Here is an 18,878-nt window from a genome sequence, read left to right as displayed (position 1 = left end):
TCTAGAGAACCTTCACCCAGGCTTGTTCGGCCAGAAGGAAACCGCTGCGCTCAAGGATTTCAGCGGCGCGGTCATTGTGCGGCGGCGTGGACATGCGGGCGGCAAAGCACCCTTGCTCTTTTGCCCAGTCGAGATAGGCGCGAAGCAAGCGAAGCCCGCCCCCGCCTTCGGCCCACCAGCCATGTTCTGCCGCTATGGGCAGCATGGAAATCGACGCTGTAGTGATCGAGGCAGCAAGAAAGCCAGATGGTCCCTGCCCCGCGTCCCAAACCCTGACCCAGCCAAGCCTTGGGGCCGCAATCAGCATGGTCAGGAACCGTGCCGATACGTGCGCGTCCATCGGCAAAGGCGAGCCGATTGATGCGTGCAGCCGTTCAACCATTCCGACGATGGCCGGAATGTCAGCGGTTGTTGCAGGGCGGATCATCAGTACACCGGCCAGCGAATGGTCTTGGAGATCAGGTCGACAACCTGTTCTAGGCCGCGGTCGCTAGGAAAGCGCTTGTTCTGATCCCGGTCTGTCAGCAACCCCGAAGCTGGCCGCCGCCGGTTGGTCCAGAGGCTCTCCGCTGTCAGCGAGATTGAACGAAGAGATGGCCCCTGCGCGGAATAGGTCATCTGGTCCATCAGCCACGAGGAGATGGCAAAAGGATCGTCCAGAAGGCTCCACGGCTGCACCGAAGCGTCATCTGGCGTGACGTCGAAGAACTGGATGTAGACTGTTGCCCGCCTGTCCTTGACCCGATCTGATGCTTGCCGTGCCAACGTGACGATACCGGCATCAATGCCCGACAGCGAGAAGGTTGCCTTCGGCGCCACCGTTCCGATGGGACTTTCCAGCCCCTCGACCTGGATCAGTTCACCTGTGCCCTGCCAAGTGTAACCGCCAGCCTCTAGATCACCGAACCCGAACCAGAAACGGCGCGGTGTCTCGCGAAAATCCATATGAACCAGCAAAGAGGCCGCAACAGTGCGGCCCGCCAGCTTGGCGGCAATGGTCTCTGGAAAGAAGCCCATCAGATCGCCTCGACAAATTCGAGCCGGCCGGAACCAAAGCGCCCCATGTCCAGCTCCAGTTCCCCAGTCATGGTGTTGGCGAAACGCATCAGACACACCGGACGATCAAGAATGACGCGGCCGCCTGCTGTGGCGTCCTCGCGCAGCCAGGGAGTGATTTGCAGGTTGAGAACGGGATCCTCGACATCATCCCATGCCGCGGTAACCAGGTGGAGGCGTTGTCCGATGCCAATATAGTTGCCGGGCCTCGGCCCCAGCTGACCCACCGCCAGTGACAGCGAGATGCGCGTCGACTGAGCTGCAACGTCTGCCGCCAGCGTAGCGTGTTCGATATCGGACTGGCCAAACCCGCTCAGGTCAAAATTGAGCCCCCCGTTGCCATAGTTCGCCATGGGTATCTGGCCAAGCTCCCGGCCATCCGCATCTCGGATACCTCTCTGTTCCCATTTTGGAACCAGGACTGTGCCGGCTCGACCATCCATCGCTCCGACAAATGCGCGCCATGCCAGCACGGTCTCTTCGCAAACCACTGGCCCTGCCACAGATGCGCGCCAGCGGCCGGGCCGAGCGACTATCATTTCACCGCCGACTAGGTTTGCGCCGCCAGTACCACTGGCGTTCTCGGGAAGGAACATGGCCGATCGCGGAAAGAACCAGGGCCAGTCCATAGCAGAAGCTGCCATCTTTCAGCCCTCGCGCATCTGATAGTCGGCAATCAGGTTCGGCAGCATCCGATTGTTGGCCTTGATCTGCTGACCAGCCACCCGTCCGGATACTTCCGTCACCAGAGGCACCAGGTTTCCATTTTCCACGCGTACCACTGCGTGAACCAGGATCTCTCCGCCCGCACCGCCGCCAGACCCCAGCCCGTCAACAGCCGCCTGCCCAAAGGCGAAGGGCTCCCCCTTCTGAGCCTTGGCGACGAAGAGCGTGTCATCGGCCGCGCCGGGCGTGTAGGAGCCCTGCCCGCCAACGATACCGCCACCGCCACGCGAGAAACCGAACAGCCCCCCCAGGAACCCGCCGCGCCCCATGCCGCCGCCGAATAGGCTGAACGCTCCATTGATGGCGAGGTCGATGAACATATCGCCGATGCGACCGAAGAGATCGGCCCACTCGTGCGCCTCGGCTTTGCCATCTCGCAAAATATCGACGATACCGCGCGTGGCGGATTTGCCGATGCGCCCATAATCCTCGAAACTCTGCGTAAGGGCCTTCTGCGCCCGCTCCTGCTCGTCGATCGCCACGATCAGCTCCTCAATACGCAGGCGCTCTTCCTCGGTCGCCGCCGCGCCCGCCTGGCGCAGGGCATTGGCGACTTCCTTTTCGACATTGCTCATGCCGATCATCCGCTGCTCGTGCTCGAGCTCGGCGATCAGCTCGGCAACGGCGTCGCGCTCCTTGAGCGCGTCTTCAGCGGCCCGGCCGCCAGATCGCTCTGCCTCGCGGATGGCCGCGCGCTTTTCTTCAGCCAATAGTCGCTGCGTGGCCAGATCGAGCAACTGCTGCTCGGAGAGGACAACGCCAGCCGACTTGGCATCCCCGCTCACCCGCTCCATTTCGCGTTCGAGATCGAGCTGCTCGCTGGTGAGACCGTTCAGCCGCTCCTGCTCGGCGACAAACTCCCGAAGGTTGAACGCCTCCTGGGCATTGGCACGGATCCTCGCGCCATTGAGGTTCGCCAGGTCGCGGCGGAACTGGTCGGCATTGCGCGCCGCGAAGGCCAGCTGCCCCGCAACACCGTTCAAAACCGCCGCCAGGTCGATCATGGTCGGCACGGTTTGCGAGCCAGTCGTGTTCGCGAGCACTTCCAGGAATCGCTCGAGGTCCGCGGCGGTGGCCGAATTGTTCTCCACCTCGCTCGCCAGATCGTCGAAGGCTGCTTGCAGGATATCGATCTCCTGAGCGTCCCCGCCCATGGCCTGAATATCGATACGCGCTGCCGCCAGGCCAGCCCGGAACTCCCCAAGCTTTGCCAGCAGGGGCGCGTATTCCTGCCCCACGGCAATATCCGTTGCCTTCCGCAGTTCGTCGGTCTCCGCCGCCCGGTCCAGCTCGTCGACATAGGCCTTGAGGCTGGGGACCGCATCACCCCAGTTCTCCGCCACCCGCCGGATCAGGTCGTTCTGTTCCTTGATAACCTCGGTCGATTCCCTGCCATCAGTATTGAGGCTGGTCACATATTGGAACAGCGCGGCGCCGGCGGCGATCGTGCCGATGGTCACCAGCGAAATCGGATTGATCAGGCTCAGAAACGCCGTCTTGAGCGCCCCCAGGACCTGGGGACCGCTCAAGCCGGAGAAGATCTGGTTGAGTTGCGTACCCTGCTGGATGGCGAGGATCAGCGGCGACTGCCCTGAAGCCATCATCACGCCGATATCGTTGAGCTGCGCGGCGACATTGCCGGTGGCAAAGGCCGTGGCGTTCATGGTCGCAGCAGCGCGGGCTCCAGACGCCTGCAGGGCCGTGCCGACCTGATTGGCGTCAGCCACCACCTGGTCGAAGGCGGGCTTGGTCTGGTTCTTGGCGGTGATCGCCAATGCCATTTGCGGGTTCATTTTCGCCGCGCCTCGATTTCCGATTTCAACTGCAAGTAGGCAAGCCAGTGGTCATAATCGGCGAGGGTAAACCCCTCGCGGATCTCTTTGGGTGTCTTGTGGAGCCGATCCGCCAGCCAGAACACATTGAACAGCTGGGGATCGGCCTCTAGTTTCCCCGCGCTTCCTCAATGCTGATGCGCCCCAGCATGCTGACCACAATGCGCTGCAGCACATCCGGCGCCGCATTGTCGCGCAGCCATTGGGCGTCACCCATCTTGAACAGCTTCTCGCCCTTTTCGTCCCGCGCCTTCATGACGACGATGTATGGGGCGATCTTGTTGAGCGCGCCGGATTTGGCGAGATCATTGGCCTGGTGCTGCTCTTCGAGCGTGACCATGGTGTAGTAGATCGAGAGCGGCGTCTGGCCGCCATCGAGCGACCATTCCGGCACCTCGATGCGCCGGCGCAGCTCCGGCTGCGCATGCGCGACAATCGCGGTCTGCAGCGGGTTCATGCCGAATGCGTCCCGCGGGCCAGTGCGCCCGTGCCCTGGAACTGACAGGTAAACGGCACAACGGCGCCATTGTCGCTGCCAATTTCTATGCTGGTCACGATGATCGTCCCCGTGAGCTTTTGCCGCCCATTGGCCGTGCCCGTGGGCGAACCCTCAAAGCCCAGCTCCGCACCAGCGACCAGCACGGCCTGGCCGTTGGTGTCCTCGGGGAAATAGTGCCCGCGCATGGATCCAGTCCAGGTCGGAAGACCGTTGGGTTTGTGGGTTTGGGCCGTATCGCCTTGGGCCGTGTCCTCAACAGTGCCCGACGTTTCCGTAATGGTGAAGCCGGTCAATTCGGCAACGGCAGTCGGGCCGGCACCCACTTTTAAGACGCCGGAATTGCCGAGATAAGTGGTCATGTGTGAACCCCTTTCAGGTCAAAGAAAAACCCCGCAGAAGCGGGGCCCGTTAATCCTGTTTGGCGGCAGCGTTTTGGGGCCGGTTGCACCTGCCCTAAAACAGCGAATGGCCGGGGTGCGCTAACACCGCCGGCCATCCTGACCAACCCGAACGGAACGAGGTTCGAGATGGCTAATGCCGTCATTTCATTTTCTACCGCCGCCCGCAATGGGCAGACCTTTGCCGACGCCGCCGACAGTTACCTGCGCAATGGCGGCGAACGCCGCTATCTGCCCAGGATCATCGAGCACCTGGGCGACATCCCGATCAACGAGATCACGCCATTTGCCATCTATGAGATGGTCAAGGCGCTGTTCCCGACCCAGACCGGCGCCACCCGCAACCGCCAGGGCATCACCCCGGCCCGCGCGGTGATGATCCATGCCTATGAGCGCGGCTGGTGCCCGCTGATCCGCCTGCGCCGCTTCAAGGAAGAGCGGCGCCGGCGCAAGTACCCGGCCAGCCAGGCCTGGCTGCATGTGTTCTGTCGCCAGTGCGAGCGCGACGGGCTGCCCCATCTCGCCGCCCTGGTCGTGTTCATGTCGCACACCGGTGCCCGGATCTCCGAGGCCATCCGGCTCGAATGGTCCGAGGTCGACCTCATCGCCCGCAAGGCGGTGCTGCTGCGGACCAAGACCGACACCAATTCGGTGCGCCACCTGACCGATGAACTGGTCGCCCGGCTGCACGATCTCAAGGAGACCGCTCAGCCCGGCGAGCCGGTATTCCGCTACGCCTCGCGCTTCGGCGTCAACGACCGGATCGCCGCCGTCTGCCGTCGCGCCGATATTCCCTACAAGTCCAGCCACGCCTGCGGCCGCCACAGCTTCGCCACCAACGCCATCGGCTTCGGCATGGACGTGCGCACCGCCATGGACGCCGGCGGCTGGAAAAGCTCATCGGTGTTCATCGAGACCTATGTGCATTCCAAGAATGCCGGGCGCCTGGTGGCGGACCGGTTCAACGCCTTCCAGTTCTCGGTAGAGCTGTAGGGTACGCAACAAAAGCGGGGCCTTTTCCCGCGATATGCAATTTCGAACTCGTTGTGCAAATGCCCCCGGGGCTCTTTGACCCGGGGGCAAAGCGTCAGGATGCCTGACGCACACTTGTGTTGCAGTCGCTATGGGCGGTTTATGCCGTCGCGCGTGCTGGCTTGCGCCGCCTAAGGATGCGCCCGAGATCCATCATTGATACTTCAACGGCACCGGCGTTGACGGCCAGGGCGCGCTTGCTCAGTGCGATGTCGAAGTGCTCCTGCCAATGACCAGGCTTCTGCAGCCACTCGCGGTTAACGCCGATGGTGTCGGCCATTGCCAACAGTTCATCGGTGCTGTCCGCGATCATGTGGCACATCTTCATGCGCCCATAAGCCGCCCGCATGTCGTCGACATAGACAGTCACGTCAATTGACGCTTTCGGTTTCGACTTCATCCGGATCGACACCAATCAACTTGGCGACCCGCTCACGTTCCCGGTTGAGGGCGCCAATCCATGCCTTGGCCTCACGCTTCGTCGTGCCTTCGCTGATGGCGCGCGTCATGGAAGCACTATCACCGTCGATTTCGGCAATGAGAACGAAGGCCTTCTTGCCCGCCTCTTCTACCATGATCTTTGCCGTCTGAGCTTCCTGTTCGATGTTCGTCAATTTGGTCTCCCAGTTTCGAGCTAGGCATCAGCGCCTTCGGCCCACCAGTCTTTGCCGCAACCCTTGCAGCGGTAATGATAGTCGGTGTGGCCGCCGTCCGAGCTTTCCCACTCTCGAACCTCAATGTCTGCTGAACCGCATTTGGCCGGGCAATCGCAGTCGGGCGAGCCCTTTTCGACATCAGTCCAATCCGTCTCGTAGCCCATCGTCGGCCTCCTATAAACATCCCCATTTATACCGCGACGGCTCGTTTACCGCCAGATGCTATAATCGCCGCTCCACACCAGGAGCGAGCAATGGGCCGGCCACCCCTCTACATGATCCGCATCCACACCAGTTTGTCGGCAGAAGCCTTGAACCGCATGGACAAGATCGTTGGCGAGAAGGGCCGCGCCGCATTCATTCGCAAGGCCGTTGATCAGCTGCTCGATGCCGTCGAGCACACCAAGGAACTTGAAGCCAAGAAGTCGAAAGGGGGCGAATAAACGGCCCCACTTATGGGATTAGGGCGGCAGCTAGGAGATGACCTTGCGCAGGCCCATTGCACGGAAGCGAATGGTCGCGCTAACCGTCGCGCCGTTGATGAACTGCACGGTCGGGCTGAACCGGATATTCACCTCAGTGATCGCTGCCTTCGGGGTCTTCATGACGCCGCGATCCGCCGTGGTGGCAAACGGCAGTCCGTTGGATGATCCGCCCATATCCACGCAAGAGTTGCCGGTCGTGTTCTCATTCCACTGGAGACCGATACCCTGAACGCCGGTCATTCCGGCATCCCACTCAAATTCGGCAACGCCCTCCAGGACATCCCCGATGGTGAACCGACCTGTTGCCGGAAGCGCGCGGCACACAGAGGCCGTCGAATTTCCGCTCGCTGGAGCCGTCCCGGAGATCGCCACCTGTTGCCAAGCAACGCCGTCGCTGTCCGTGACCTTGGAAAACGTGAACGTCAGGCCAGATACGTTCTGATAGGCGTTGGAATAGCTGTCGGCAAGCTGGCCCGAGATGGTCGCGCCAGACGATGACCCGACCGTTCCCGAGGTGCCCGTCAGCATCGGGTTGAGATTGAGACAGCCTTCCGGAAAATAGGTGGCGTCGTACTGATCCGTATTCGAGGACGGCAGAATGGCGACGGGCGGGACGATCGTATTGATGATGTCCACGAGCGAGTTGCCCATGTCTCGCGCCCCTAAGGACGCCTGGTGCAAACCATCGGCGGTTTTGCCAACTATTGCGTCCCCGGTGCTTGAGCTTGCCAACGCCATTGCTGGCCAGGGGTCGCCCACATACACCCCGGCAACGTCGCGTTGGCTCAGGAGCCAATCGTGCACTGCCATGTGGTATTGCAATTGTGGGCTGGTGAGCCGCTGAGCAGTGTAGGTCGTGTCGCCGCGCGGGGTTTCCGCCACGAAAATGCAGACGCGGCCAGCCGCGATGATCTTGTCCCGGATTTGCTCTAGATAGCCAATCGTTTCGGCAGCCGTATAGGCGGGGTAGCGGTTGTTGGTGCGGTCGTTGGTCGAAACGAGAACGATCCATATAGCAGCATCGCTGGCGGCAAGGGCGGCGTCGGTGCGGGCCAGAACTTCGCTGCTGTACTCTCCAGCGATACCGAAATTGTCGGCCTCACCATTCCACCAAATGCGCTGACCGGTTTTGAACCGCAGCCAATTGGTGTGTCCGATGGCAGGCCACGCCTCGATGGTGGGGCCTGTCGCCGTGTATGTGCATTGGTCCACACGGCTATCGCCTAGAATGATGAAGTGGCTGTTGTAGGGCTGGCCCGTCATCTGGGCGGCGGTCTGGAAATTCGTCATGCTGCAACCCCTTGGCCAGCGAGTGCAACGCCGATTACCCGGCGATTATTCTGATCGACCATGACCGTTCCCGGCACGGTGCGGATGAAGGCAAATCCTGCTGGGGGACGCACGCCCTTTCCTAGGGCGGCAACCCCTGTCAGACTGACGCCGACCCCGATCACCACAGCCCCACAATGCTGGTTGCCGTTGTGCCGGTGGACTTGATCCGCGACACCCGGATGGGCAGCAACTGGCCATCGCTGACGTTCTCGAAGGTCAGTTCCGCACCACTCTGCATGATGACAGCGAGGTTGCCGCTGCCGCCGACATAGACAGCGCGCGTCACGATCGTCAGATCCGTGTCGTCATTGGGCGCCACGGCCGCCCCGCTCCCGACAGGTGCATCGACGCCGCTGTCACGTCCTGCAAAGGTGTCCATCGTGATTTCTCCTAGATGATCGTGGTGGGGTCATTCTGGCCGGTGCGATACTGCACCTGAAACAGAATGCGAATGATGCCGGTGCGCCGGTCGGCGCCTTGCTGCGTGTCCTGCAGTTCGATCTGGGTTCGGGGCGTCCCGATATTGTAGAGAAGGTCTTCAAGGGCCGGCGTTTCGTCATAGATCGCAGTCTCGACTTCGGCGGCGATCTGATCGAGCGCATCGAACAAAGTGTCGCCGCCCTGCGTCCTGCCCTCGACCACCAGGTCGCCGGTGCGAACCAGCGTCCCCTGCGCATCCCAGTCCGAAGTCTCATCGAGCAGGAAGACATTGAGACAGGGCATGTCCTCTTCCCGGATGGGCTTCACCCGGGCATTGAAGACATTCGCGCCGGTCGTTGCCAGGCCAGTCAGGTCGGAGACGGCCGCCGCGCGGATCTGTTTGCGAGCATGGTCAGGCATCAGGCTTTCTCCAGCCGCACAAGCGCCATGCCGGTTCCGTCGGGCTCGATCGAGCGGGCAAGGTAACTCGTGCCGTTGAGCGTCACTTCATCGTCCTGCGCATAGCCGGACGGCAGATCGGCCTCGCGCAACACAATCGTGGCCTCGCGGATCTGCGTGTCGGGACCGTCAAGGGCGCCGATCAGCAATGTACCGGTCTGCGGCAGCACCGGGATCGGATCGATCGAACCGGTCCAGATGACTTCCGCTCCGAACTCGTCGGGGTTGAAGAACACGGCGCGATCAGCAGCACTCTCAACCGGCATCGTCGCCCCGCGGCGGCTTGATGCTGGGCTTGGCATCGCGCACCCATCCAAGCCGCTTCCACGCGGCAGCGGTCGACTTGTCGACCTCACCCGGCCCGAGATCCCGGGGCAACTTGTCGACAACTGTGAAACTGGTGCCTTTCGGGAACCGGTTTTCGCCGAGTGGCGCATCGGTCAAGAGGACGATGCCCGCGGTCTTGGGGGCCATGATCAGGCCTCCAGCGGCTTCAGCGCGTCAATGGCCGCCTGCGCGTCATCCACGGCCTTCTGCGCGGCCGCCTTGGCAGCATTGTCAGCATCGGATGCCAGGCTCTCCTGTGCCGCCTGCGCGGTCTCGAGCGCCTCGAAAAGCGCATTGCGCTGCTCGATCTCGGCCAGCATTTCGGCGCGGCCTTCCTTCTTGGCGTCTGCCAGCTTCGTGTCCAGCTCGGAGGCGGCGTCCGCCTTCCCCTCTGCCTTACCTTCCTCGAAGGCCTTGGCGAGCTCGGCCCTGGTCGGCTTCTTTCCGCCGGCATCCTTGACGGGCTTGGCTTCTTCCGAACCCGAATCGGCAATGCCGAACATGATTTCGAGACCCCGGTCCAGATCGCTGTCGATCGCGAGCTGCTCGCCAGCCTTGAAATAGGTCGGACCGGCCGTGGTGAAGGCGCGGCGCCCATCGCCCTTCCAGGAGAAGGCATCCTTCTCCTTGGCGTCGGTCACCAGCAGGTGTCGGCGGGCATCGGCCTGCGCAGAGGTGAGCTGCAGCTTGTGGCCGGCCGGGATCGCGCCACCGACCGCTACGGTCAGCAGCGTGTCTTTCTTCTTGGACATCGTAGGAACTCCGGGTTTCGGGGGATGGAAACAACCAAGCCCGCGCACGAGGCGCGGGCTTTCTTCTTGCCACCCAGCTGATGGGCTAGGCCTGGGTGAAGGTCACCAGCACGGCACCGCGCCAGTCGCCGTACCCGACATTGCCGCCCCAATCGACGCCATACATGCATTCACCGGTCTTGGTGCAGTGCTCGCTGTCCGGACCAAGGGCCCAGGGTTCGGCGTCGTACTCCTGCTGCAGCACGAAGGGTTTCACCTGGCCATCGGTGCGGAACACGGCGAACTTGGCGGTCCAGCTGGTGAGGCGCGGATTAACCTGCACCGTGATGTCGAGCTTACCCTTGAGCGCCGGCAGCAGGTTGGTGCCGCCACCCGAAGCCAGAAGCGCGGTGACCGCCTCGAGGGCAGCGCGCATCATGGTCACAGGCACCATCACCAGGAACTGCATGGCCGACTGGTTGGTCGGCTCGCCCTGGTCGTCGGTGAAGCCGTACATGGCCTGGATGGCTGCCATGATGCCGTCGGTCATGTCCGCCGAGGTCGGTGCGGTCGGCGCTGCAATGGCCTTGCTGATGTCGTTGCTCTGCGCGGCCTCGTCACGGTCCTTGTGGTCCGTGTCGAAGAAGTACTGGCCGTCATAGCAGACCTGGCTTTCGCCATTGACGATCAGGGTCGAGAGCAGCTTCGCGGGGTGGCCGAGAACACGTTCGCCAAACTGGGCGACGCGGCGCTCGATCATGCCCATCTTGTCGCGACGCATATCCTTGCGCTGGACACGGATGCTGCTCTCGAAATCCTTGTTGTCGATCCTGAAGGAATATTCCTTCAGCTCTTCAACCCGGCGGCCGCCGATGAACTCATGCAGGCCCGGCACGTTGCCGAGCCAGCCATAGTCCTCGCTGCCGTCGTCGGAATCGACGCGCATGGCCAGCTGGTCCACCCAGCCGGTACCGCCCACGTCGATCGCGGTGAGCATCATCGCGATCACCGAGGAGTCGGTGATGTAGTCAAACTGCGAAGGGCGCATTGATGTGGTTCCTTTCTTTCAGGTTCGCGCCTTAAACGGCCGCAGCGGCGAGCGCGTCGGTATGCGCCTTCGCCAGCGCCGCATCGAACTCGACGATGCAGTCGGTGGAGGCGATCCAGCGGGAGACAAAGCCAATCAGCGAATTGCTGGTGGCGGTGAGGGTGAAGGTATCGTCGTCACTGGCATAGACCGGGACGCGATCATTGGCGGTGATAGCCGTGGCGCCCGCGACGGTCAGGCGGATACGGCCACGGGTCCGAACCTGGACGCCGATGGCACCAGCTGCGCCAGCGGAGTTATCTGCCTTGGCGACGTTGAAGCCGAGGAACGGGTCGCCGGCGACAAGGGGACGAGCATAGCCGGAGCCATTCTCGCCGACAGCGGCGCCCTGGTAGATGATATCGGCAGCAACGACGGGATATTCTTCCTTATCGTCGATCTGGAACTGCCGCTGCTTGTTGGCTGCGAGCGTGGTCACGATCAGGCTCCTTTCTTGCCCTTGCGGGCCTCATGCTTCTTGAGGTTCACGTAGTGCTCGGCCTTCGGGAAATCGGCCTGCAGCTTCTCGCTGGCTTCCCACTCGGCCTTCCAGCCTTCAGGGGTCTGAGCAACAGGCTTGCCCTCGCCTTCACCAGCCGGCGCAGCGGCGGATGCGCCCGCGTCATCGCCTTCCAACGCGCCGAGAACGCCAGCCTTGGCAAACACGCCTGCCTCGACGAGAGCCAGTGCCGTATCCGGGGCCGAGGCGCCCGAAGCCTTGGCCTCAGTGATGATCTTGATTCCGTCGGCATTGCCTTTGACATGGGGGATCAGGGCATCGAGCGCGACGATGCGCTCACGTTCGGCCTTCAGCGATGCCTCATGCTTGGTGCCGACATCGGCGACGGCTTTCGCCACCGCAGCATCGAGATCAGCCTGCGTCAGTCCCGCGTTGCTTTCGGCCGCGGGGGCGCCGTTGTTCTCGCTCATGGATCGTCCTTTCTGCGAGGGAGAGCGCCCGGGGGCGCGGGTCAGGTCCGCAAGGACCGATTCGAATGTGCCGACACGGTCAGCAAGGCCGACATCGACCGCCTGCTGCCCGGTATAGATGCGGGCTTCGGTGGCGCGGGCGGCATCCGCCGTCATGCGCTTGCCCCGCCCGGTGGCGACAGCGGTGACGAAGTCGGCATAAAGGCTGTCGATCCGAGCCTGCCAATCGGCACGGACGCTGTCGGGCAGCGGGCCAAATGGATGGCCGTCTGCCTTGTGGGCGCCGGCGATGATCAGCGTCGGCTTGAGCCCGTCCTGTTCCAGCTTGGCGGATGCGTCGACATGCAGGGTCACCACGCCGATCGAACCGGACACGCCGGACGAGGTTGTGACGATTTCGGTGGCGCCGCTGGCGATCAGGTATCCCGCCGACGCCGCCACGCCATTGACCAGGGCGATGATCGGCTTGCGGCTCGCGATGTCGCGGACCATGGCGGCCGTTTCGAAGGCGCCGACTGCCTCACCCCCTGGCGTATGCAGGTCAAGCACGATGGCGCGCACATCGCTGGCCCTGTCGGCCTGCTTGAGCTGGAACTGGATGCCCTCATAGGAGGTCAGGCCAGATGATGCCCCCACCCAGGCCCCACGGTTCACCAGCGACCCGGTGATCGTGATGATGCCGATTCCGCTCGACACGTTGAACGGCCGGGCGCGGCGCGAACCGTCTGCCTCGATCAGGACGGGCGAGCCTTCGAAGCGGCTGAGGTCTGGCCCGTCGATGCCGATGCGCCCAGCCAGGACGCTCGCCACGACTTCGGCCTTTTCCGGGGTCAGCAGCAGAGGCTGGTTCAGCACCAGGTCGGCGATGCGAGCAAGTACGGTCATGGCTGGTTCCGATCCGTGCCGTCGTTGTTGGGTTCATCGTTGCGAGGTTGCGCAGCTGCCCCGGGCTCTGCACCCAGCGTCTTGCGCTCGTGCAGGATCTGCGCGCTCTTGGTGTCGAAGTCGCCGCCCGTGCGCTCGGTCATCACCTGCTCGCGGGTCTTCACGCCCATCTCGATATCGGTCTTGTCAGAATTGGACTCGACCTGCGGGTTGATCTGGATGCGCGTGGGGCCGACCCACACCCTGCCGAGCCAGGCGTTCCGCTTGATCGGATCATCGAAGAAACCCGGCGCATCGAAGCGGCCGAGGGCCACCATTTCGGTGAACTGCCAGAGACGGATCTGGTCGATGGCGCTGCGGATCAGCCAGGCCTGGTCGACCTGGTCGGCCTTGTAGGCGACCTCGAGCGCCCCGCGCGATGCGGAGAAGCTCGAATTGAAGTGCATGAGCAGCACTTCATACGGCAGGCTCAGAGCGACGCCGATATACTCGCAGAACGACTTTACGAAGTCGCCGAACGCCGCATTCGGACGTTCCGGCTTCTTCACGTTGATCTTGCTGCCATAGGGCAGCGTGGTGATAGTCAGGTCCTCGAGCGTCAGCTCGCCGGTTTCGTCCTGCTGGCCCTGTGGATTGGTCAGCAGCGGCTCCCCATCCTCGCCGAGGCCCGTTTCCTCAAAGGCAAACAGGTACGCGTCGTTGACCGCCGCCTTGATTTCGGCGTCGGTATAGTCACCCAGCTGCTTGAGCTGCTCGATGATCGGCGCGAACAGGGGCACGCCGCGCACCTGCCCCGGCCGCGAAAACTGGCGGGGCAGCAGAAACTGCACCATTCCCGACTGCGCGCCACGACGGGCAATATACGACCACTGGATGGCTGTCGCTGCGAGGTCTCCCGGGTGCCGATCGGCGATCCAGTATCCCAGCTCTTCGCCATCCTTTGTGCGCTGCACCCCACCCTGGAGCACATCCGTGTCCGGCTTCCGATTGGGATTGCCGATCCGGTCGGCCTCGATCAGCACCAGGCGCGTGCCATAGGTCTCGCCGAAGCGCTTCCGGTACCGCCGCGCGATGCCGAGGTCCCCCGAAACGCGCGCAGACCGATACATCAGCCGCTGCATGTCCTGGAAATGCTGCTGTCCGGTCCAGTCGCACTCGGCCTCGAAAATCTCCCACTCGCGTTCGATCTGATACTGCAGCGCCGCCCGTTCCGCCGGATCCTCGATCCCAAGCACGTCGCCATCGATGACACTGCGCAGCACCAGCCCGGTACCGACAACACCATTGGTCTTGGTCGCCATGGCGCCAGCAACCAGCGGGTGATTGCGCTCGAGGTCGCGCGACCGGCCGCGCAGCGTCCCCAGGTCCGGCAAAATGTCGGTCGCGGGGCTCCCCTCGCCGGCCTTCCAGTTCCGTGTGCGGCGGCTATTGCGATTGCCGGCCTGGTAGCCTCCGCGGCCAGGGGACAACCCGGCAACGGACATCGCCGCACCGGTGAAGCCGCGATTGATGGACGTGCCGAGGCCCGCGAGGGCCAAGGCGGCGCGCCCGCGCAGTGAGTTCCGCTTTGCCACGGCCATCTAGTTCACCAAATACCTTGTGCGGGAGCGCCCTGCAGCCGCAGCAGTCAGGGACTTCACCTTGCCGTCCCAGTAATCGATGCGCTTGGCCACCTCGGCCAGGTCCGACCGCTTGAGCATGCGCCGGGAGCCATCGACCTCGATCATGTACTCCTGGTTGGTGGCGAGCGCTTCTTCGGCGGCGAGCCAAATGGCCAGCTTGGCCTCGGCCTGCGCCAGTGTAATTCCAGCCATCACCTGACCCTCATTTTTCGGACCCGTGGCCGCACACTCTGTGCAGGATGTGCCAATGCCGGCTGTGGCGCGGGCGCTTGTGCCAGCAAATCTTCCAGGTCGCCCTGCACCGGCGCAGGGACGCTGTCCCGCTCGCGCTCGTAACGCTCCCAGACCGCATCCATCAGCGCCCGGGTCGGGCCGGAAATGCGAATGAAGGCGGCCTCCGCCTGCAAATGCGTGTCTAGACCTTCATTGGCCTGGTTCGGGTCCTTGACCCAGACATAGTGTTCGAAGCCTTGGCGCGTGGTGACGCGCTTGCGGCTCTCCGCCGTTAGCTGCCTGTAGAACTCATCCTCGAGGTCACTGGGCAGGTCGACATAACCGCGCTCTGCCTGGTCGTCTTTGGCCAGGTTCCGGTAGAGCGCCATCTTCAGGACCGACGTGGCGAAGTTGAAGAACCGCTTGCTGTAGGGCAACCGCTTGCCCTGCCGGTTCACTTCCTTTTTCACGCCGATCAGCAGCGGCGCCGCCTCGGAACCGACACCACGGACCATAATGACGCGGCTTGCCGGGTGCTTCTTCGCCCAGCCCCAAACATCATCCGTCCAGGCATTGCCATCGATCGCCAGCACGTCGATTTCGAGCCGCCGGCCATAGGCATTCACGAAGCCCTGCTTCAACAGACCGTCGAGGAAGGCCCGTGCCTGGTCGGACGAAACATGGCCCGGGAAAACACCATGATCGACAATGGCCCGCTTGTGCTCGCGCGCCCAGGCAACAACCTGCCACTCCACCCGGTCTTTCTGACAGTCCACCCCGCAGGTGACGATGACATGCCCCGCCGGGATGCGACCGCGCTCGCGTTCCGACTTTGCCCCTCGGTCGCGCAGCACTTCCCAGGATGGCGCATCGCCCAGCGTCCGATAGGCCCGGCCGACGACATCATTGAAGAACGTCTGTTCGGACGCTGGATTGCCTCGGCCGGTCAACCAGGCGCGGGCAATGCGCTCAAAACTCTGCAGCAGCGAATAGGCCGACCAGAGGTGAAACGACCGGTGCACCCGCTTGGCACCGGGATTGCTGGCACGCCATGCGGGTACGCCCTGGGCTTCCAGCTTCTTGGCGGCCGCAAACATGCTCGGGCGATGCCAATCCTCGATGACCCCACCACAATCCGGCGCAACACACAGGAAATGCGACCGCTCCGGGTGTTCCTCGTCGAGATTGGCGAGGAAATTCTCCCATTCGAGGGTCTGGCTGTGCCCGCAGTGCGGGCACGGCAGATAGAGTTTCTCCTGGCTGCCCTGTTCGAAGGCCTTGGTGATCCGGCACCCTGGTTCGACCAGTGGCGTCGATATCTTGAAGATCTTGGCGAACTCATGCGCCTGGCTACGGCTGTCGGCCTGCGTTTCGGGATCACCAGCCGCATTCATCTCCCATTTGGCCAGGTCATCCTGCACCTGGCGCTTCATCGTCACCTGCGACAGCGACGCCGGCGAATTGGCCCCCGAGATCTGGATGGCGCCCTTGCCGTCCAGGCGCTCCTTGTAGAGCACGCTGTCGAGGCCATCGCGCGCCTTGCTCGGGAACACTTTGGCCAGTGCCGTGGTGCCCTTGAGCATGGGCGAGAGCTTCATCTTGCTCCAGCGCTGCGCGTTGTTCTCGGTCGGATGGACATAGAGGAAATCTCCCGGGTCCATGTCCATCGAGCCGCCGCAGAAGATGTTCGCCAGGACGGTCCCGCCGAGCTGCGCCGATTTCGCCATCGTGACGACGCGGCACGGATCATCCGGCGATAGCGCCCGCAGGATCTCGTCGAAGTAAAAGAACAGGTCCCGATTGTAGGGTCCCGGCATCGGGCTCTCGCGCTGCGAGAACACGATGTTGCTTTCAGCCCAGCCGAGATAGTCGACCGGTGGCGGCGGCGTCATGACCTCGGCAAAGACCTCGGTCGCAATACGCTCGGCATTGGCGACATTGACGATCATCTGCATCAGGCACCCGCCACTTCGCCAACAACCAGCTCGACCGTTTCCGGCAGGACCTTTGCGCGGTCCCGGGCGCGCTCCGCCTCGGCTGTCTTCTTTTCCGTGCGCACCCGCCGCAGCTCGTGCAGCACGTCACGCTGCGGCACCTCGAATCGCGCTGCAATCGCCGCGGCAAAGTCCGCCAGCATGGCGCCGTTTGCCTCATCGACCTGCTGCGCCAGGCGCGTCATTTGCGCCCTTACCTCGCCGGCCGGCACCAGCGTGCCGAGCCGCTCCTGCTCATCGATCGTCTCGCGCCGGTTCCTGCGCTTCTCCTGCTCGAGGCGTTCGAGCTGGATCTGGTGCGCAACGTCATCGCGCTTTTGCGGCCGTTCGGGCTCATCGGGTGTTTGCGGCTCGGAAGGGCCAAAATCGAGCCGCGTGCCCAGTCCGTTGCCCATGGCCTGTCCAGGATCGCGCCGAAGGGCGATCTGCGCTTTTGCCCGATCGACGATGATGCGGGCATTGCGCCCCTCACCGTCGAGGCAGTCGCGCCCGATCACACCGTCGCTGAGCCACTGGCTGACGCGGCCGGGCGTGACATTGCACTCCCGGGCGAAGTCGCCCTTGGACATGGTTTGCATTTTAGCTCTTTAGGCTCCTGTTTAGAGCGCTGTTTAGGCTCTAAAAATCCCGTCAGACTGGCGAATGCCCGGGGCCCGAATTACCCGCAGCGCGCGAAGTCCCAGAAGGACCCATGATCGCCTATCGGGCCGTTTGCTTGGCCAGTTCGCGGTAGAAGTGCCGCTGCCAGTACGACCAGAACACCCGACTGACCTTGGCCGATGCGGCCTGGCCGAAATCATAGCGCTTCCGATAGCTCGGCTGCTTGACGAACATGAACACGGCCCGAACCGTGTTGCCCCGGCGCTCATAGATGCCACGCGGCAAGCGTCCGATCGCCTTCTCTGCCCTATACCCCGATGGTACGAAGTACCGGGCCTTGCGAGAGCGCCTGTTGCGGGCTGCCGATGGCGCGGTTTCGTTCATCATGTAGCCGACATCACGATGCGCCTTGAGTTGCGAGAGGATCGACACGATGGTCGAGCCCGGCACATTGCCATAAGCATCGCGCTTGTATCCGATGGCGGGCACGGCGAACTCATCACCCCGCATCACACCGATGGCCCGCAATGCGGCCTCGAAGCGCTTGGCACCACGTGGACCGCCCAACACCTGCGGCATCAGATACTTCGAGGGAGGTGTGCCCTTGGCCGCCTCGTCCCGAATGAACACCCATGCGGTCAGACTGTCCGAAGTGGCACGCCGGTAGAGCACAGCCTTCTGGGTCAGTGGCTTTGGACGATCAAAGATGCCCCTGATCTTGTCCTGCTCGGCGAACACGCCTTCGACAACAGCATCGTTGAGTGCATTGCGGGTGATCGAGTTGATCCGTCGCCCCGCCCAATCTGGGAGATCACGACGTACCTGTTTGAGATCAGCCTCGAAGGACAGGGACATCAGGGCGTTGCCCTGGCGCGCAGTAACCGCCATGCCCACACCCCGGAAACAACAAAGGCGCCGCGGGTTTCCCGAAGCGCCTATCTGCAGACCTGATTTGTTGTGGTGAAGCTATGTCAATTTTTACGGAGCCGTCAACACCCTTTCTTTCTTCTCCCAAGGGCGCGCGGCAACCTCCGGCCCGATGGCCTCATGGTCGACCATCTCTGCGTTGAGCAGCGGCACCAGGTCGACCAGGGCATAGCGCCACACATCATAGGCCCGGCGCGCCTCCTCGACCTCGACCGGGTCTACACCTTCAAGCACCGGCGGCGCATAACCGATGAAGCCTTTCTTTGCGTCGCTGTCGATATAGAGCTTCTTCGGATGGCCATTCCTGTCGACCTGATCGATCCACCGGCCCGGCCCCTCCTCAATCCAGTCGGGTCGCGTTGCGTTGCGAGCATGCTTGATCACCAGCACCCAGGCGTCGGACGGCAAGGCCATCACCGCGTCATAGATCACCGCCGCATCCTCATGGCACTGGACCGCCATGTGCATCGCCCCAGCCGATGACGTCTGCACCCGACACCCCAACGCCAGTATCTGCGCCAGATTGCTTTCGGGTGACGCACTCAACCCCGATGGCATCAACCGCGCCGCCACCGCTTCGATCTTCTGGTCACGAAACGCCCAGATCAACAGGTCTTCTACGTCCATTGCCTTTGGCATTAGAGCCAAACCTCCCTTTGGGATGGTT

General features: G+C 62.9%; 26 protein-coding genes. 2 read left to right on the top strand and 24 right to left on the bottom strand.

From position 1 onward, the window contains the following. Position 1 precedes the first annotated feature (1 nt). From ACE4RL_RS04795 to ACE4RL_RS04770, 6 genes are all read right to left on the bottom strand, one after another. Positions 2-427, bottom strand: a complete 426-nt coding sequence (locus ACE4RL_RS04795; protein WP_375599383.1) for a hypothetical protein — start codon at positions 425-427, stop codon at positions 2-4. After that, positions 427-1,017, bottom strand: a complete 591-nt coding sequence (locus ACE4RL_RS04790; protein ID WP_375599382.1) for a hypothetical protein — start codon at positions 1,015-1,017, stop codon at positions 427-429. Before ACE4RL_RS04790 ends, ACE4RL_RS04795 begins: the two co-directional genes overlap by 1 nt. Continuing rightward, on the bottom strand, positions 1,017-1,700 hold the full coding sequence (locus ACE4RL_RS04785) for a hypothetical protein (RefSeq protein ID WP_375599381.1): 684 nt from the start codon (positions 1,698-1,700) through the stop codon (positions 1,017-1,019). The genes ACE4RL_RS04790 and ACE4RL_RS04785 overlap by 1 nt, the downstream gene beginning before the upstream one ends. Before the next feature lie 3 nt (positions 1,701-1,703). Continuing rightward, on the bottom strand, positions 1,704-3,575 hold the full coding sequence (locus tag ACE4RL_RS04780) for a phage tail length tape measure family protein (protein ID WP_375599380.1): 1,872 nt from the start codon (positions 3,573-3,575) through the stop codon (positions 1,704-1,706). A gap of 148 nt (positions 3,576-3,723) precedes the next feature. Continuing rightward, positions 3,724-4,071 (bottom strand): hypothetical protein, encoded by a 348-nt coding sequence (locus ACE4RL_RS04775; protein ID WP_375599379.1) that lies wholly within the window; start codon positions 4,069-4,071, stop codon positions 3,724-3,726. Continuing rightward, complete coding sequence (locus ACE4RL_RS04770; protein ID WP_375599378.1) at positions 4,068-4,472, bottom strand: hypothetical protein; 405 nt, start codon at positions 4,470-4,472, stop codon at positions 4,068-4,070. Before ACE4RL_RS04770 ends, ACE4RL_RS04775 begins: the two co-directional genes overlap by 4 nt. Positions 4,473-4,640: 168 nt before the next feature. Here ACE4RL_RS04770 and ACE4RL_RS04765 point away from each other — a divergent pair, with 168 nt between their 5' ends. Next, on the top strand, positions 4,641-5,504 hold the full coding sequence (locus ACE4RL_RS04765) for a tyrosine-type recombinase/integrase (RefSeq protein WP_375599377.1): 864 nt from the start codon (positions 4,641-4,643) through the stop codon (positions 5,502-5,504). Between the two features lie 139 nt (positions 5,505-5,643). On the opposite strand, the gene ACE4RL_RS04760 is transcribed toward ACE4RL_RS04765, so the two are convergent. The 3 genes from ACE4RL_RS04760 to ACE4RL_RS04750 are packed head-to-tail and all read right to left on the bottom strand — an operon-like array spanning position 5,644 to position 6,363. Then, positions 5,644-5,943, bottom strand: coding sequence for a DUF4031 domain-containing protein (locus ACE4RL_RS04760; RefSeq protein ID WP_375599376.1), 300 nt, complete (start codon positions 5,941-5,943; stop codon positions 5,644-5,646). Continuing rightward, positions 5,915-6,157, bottom strand: a complete 243-nt coding sequence (locus ACE4RL_RS04755) for a hypothetical protein (RefSeq protein ID WP_375599375.1) — start codon at positions 6,155-6,157, stop codon at positions 5,915-5,917. Before ACE4RL_RS04755 ends, ACE4RL_RS04760 begins: the two co-directional genes overlap by 29 nt. Before the next feature lie 20 nt (positions 6,158-6,177). Beyond that, the gene (locus ACE4RL_RS04750) at positions 6,178-6,363 is read right to left on the bottom strand and encodes a hypothetical protein (protein ID WP_375599374.1); all 186 of its coding nucleotides are present in this window, start codon (positions 6,361-6,363) and stop codon (positions 6,178-6,180) included. A 90-nt stretch (positions 6,364-6,453) separates the two neighbouring features. On the opposite strand from ACE4RL_RS04750, the gene ACE4RL_RS04745 reads away from it, so the two are divergent. Then, complete coding sequence (locus ACE4RL_RS04745; protein WP_375599373.1) at positions 6,454-6,642, top strand: hypothetical protein; 189 nt, start codon at positions 6,454-6,456, stop codon at positions 6,640-6,642. Positions 6,643-6,672: 30 nt separating this feature from the next. Here ACE4RL_RS04745 and ACE4RL_RS04740 read toward each other — a convergent pair whose 3' ends face one another. The 15 genes from ACE4RL_RS04740 to ACE4RL_RS04670 form a co-directional block, all read right to left on the bottom strand. Beyond that, positions 6,673-7,974 (bottom strand): hypothetical protein, encoded by a 1,302-nt coding sequence (locus ACE4RL_RS04740; protein ID WP_375599372.1) that lies wholly within the window; start codon positions 7,972-7,974, stop codon positions 6,673-6,675. Between the two features lie 160 nt (positions 7,975-8,134). Continuing rightward, positions 8,135-8,395: a hypothetical protein gene (locus tag ACE4RL_RS04735; protein ID WP_375599371.1), complete on the bottom strand. Its 261-nt coding sequence runs from the start codon at positions 8,393-8,395 to the stop codon at positions 8,135-8,137. A gap of 11 nt (positions 8,396-8,406) precedes the next feature. Then, positions 8,407-8,856, bottom strand: coding sequence for a hypothetical protein (locus ACE4RL_RS04730; RefSeq protein WP_375599370.1), 450 nt, complete (start codon positions 8,854-8,856; stop codon positions 8,407-8,409). Then, entirely contained in the window at positions 8,856-9,161 is a 306-nt protein-coding gene (locus ACE4RL_RS04725; RefSeq protein ID WP_375599369.1) for a hypothetical protein, read from the bottom strand. Before ACE4RL_RS04725 ends, ACE4RL_RS04730 begins: the two co-directional genes overlap by 1 nt. Then, positions 9,151-9,369: a hypothetical protein gene (locus ACE4RL_RS04720; RefSeq protein ID WP_375599368.1), complete on the bottom strand. Its 219-nt coding sequence runs from the start codon at positions 9,367-9,369 to the stop codon at positions 9,151-9,153. The genes ACE4RL_RS04725 and ACE4RL_RS04720 overlap by 11 nt, the downstream gene beginning before the upstream one ends. 2 nt (positions 9,370-9,371) lie before the next feature. After that, complete coding sequence (locus ACE4RL_RS04715; RefSeq protein ID WP_375599367.1) at positions 9,372-9,974, bottom strand: hypothetical protein; 603 nt, start codon at positions 9,972-9,974, stop codon at positions 9,372-9,374. Positions 9,975-10,059: 85 nt separating this feature from the next. Then, positions 10,060-11,001, bottom strand: a complete 942-nt coding sequence (locus ACE4RL_RS04710; protein ID WP_375599366.1) for a Mu-like prophage major head subunit gpT family protein — start codon at positions 10,999-11,001, stop codon at positions 10,060-10,062. A gap of 31 nt (positions 11,002-11,032) precedes the next feature. Then, positions 11,033-11,479 carry a hypothetical protein gene (locus ACE4RL_RS04705; RefSeq protein WP_375599365.1) on the bottom strand — a complete coding sequence of 149 codons (447 nt, stop codon included), beginning with the start codon at positions 11,477-11,479 and terminating at the stop codon, positions 11,033-11,035. A 2-nt stretch (positions 11,480-11,481) separates the two neighbouring features. Next, on the bottom strand, positions 11,482-12,855 hold the full coding sequence (locus ACE4RL_RS04700) for a S49 family peptidase (protein WP_375599364.1): 1,374 nt from the start codon (positions 12,853-12,855) through the stop codon (positions 11,482-11,484). Continuing rightward, positions 12,852-14,435 (bottom strand): phage portal protein, encoded by a 1,584-nt coding sequence (locus tag ACE4RL_RS04695; RefSeq protein ID WP_375599363.1) that lies wholly within the window; start codon positions 14,433-14,435, stop codon positions 12,852-12,854. The genes ACE4RL_RS04700 and ACE4RL_RS04695 overlap by 4 nt, the downstream gene beginning before the upstream one ends. Beyond that, positions 14,436-14,669: a DUF6148 family protein gene (locus ACE4RL_RS04690; RefSeq protein ID WP_375599362.1), complete on the bottom strand. Its 234-nt coding sequence runs from the start codon at positions 14,667-14,669 to the stop codon at positions 14,436-14,438. Beyond that, entirely contained in the window at positions 14,669-16,645 is a 1,977-nt protein-coding gene (locus ACE4RL_RS04685) for a phage terminase large subunit family protein (RefSeq protein WP_375599361.1), read from the bottom strand. The genes ACE4RL_RS04690 and ACE4RL_RS04685 overlap by 1 nt, the downstream gene beginning before the upstream one ends. Next, positions 16,645-17,262 (bottom strand): hypothetical protein, encoded by a 618-nt coding sequence (locus ACE4RL_RS04680; protein WP_375599360.1) that lies wholly within the window; start codon positions 17,260-17,262, stop codon positions 16,645-16,647. Before ACE4RL_RS04680 ends, ACE4RL_RS04685 begins: the two co-directional genes overlap by 1 nt. 121 nt (positions 17,263-17,383) lie before the next feature. After that, complete coding sequence (locus ACE4RL_RS04675) at positions 17,384-18,172, bottom strand: hypothetical protein (RefSeq protein ID WP_375599359.1); 789 nt, start codon at positions 18,170-18,172, stop codon at positions 17,384-17,386. A gap of 90 nt (positions 18,173-18,262) precedes the next feature. Continuing rightward, entirely contained in the window at positions 18,263-18,850 is a 588-nt protein-coding gene (locus ACE4RL_RS04670) for a hypothetical protein (RefSeq protein ID WP_375599358.1), read from the bottom strand. Positions 18,851-18,878: the final 28 nt, after the last annotated feature.

Source organism: Devosia polycyclovorans (assembly GCF_042181575.1).
GTDB classification, from domain to species: Bacteria; Pseudomonadota; Alphaproteobacteria; order Rhizobiales; family Devosiaceae; genus Devosia; species Devosia polycyclovorans.
Note: the sequence above shows the minus strand (reverse complement) of the source record. Positions and strands in the feature narration are given on the sequence as shown.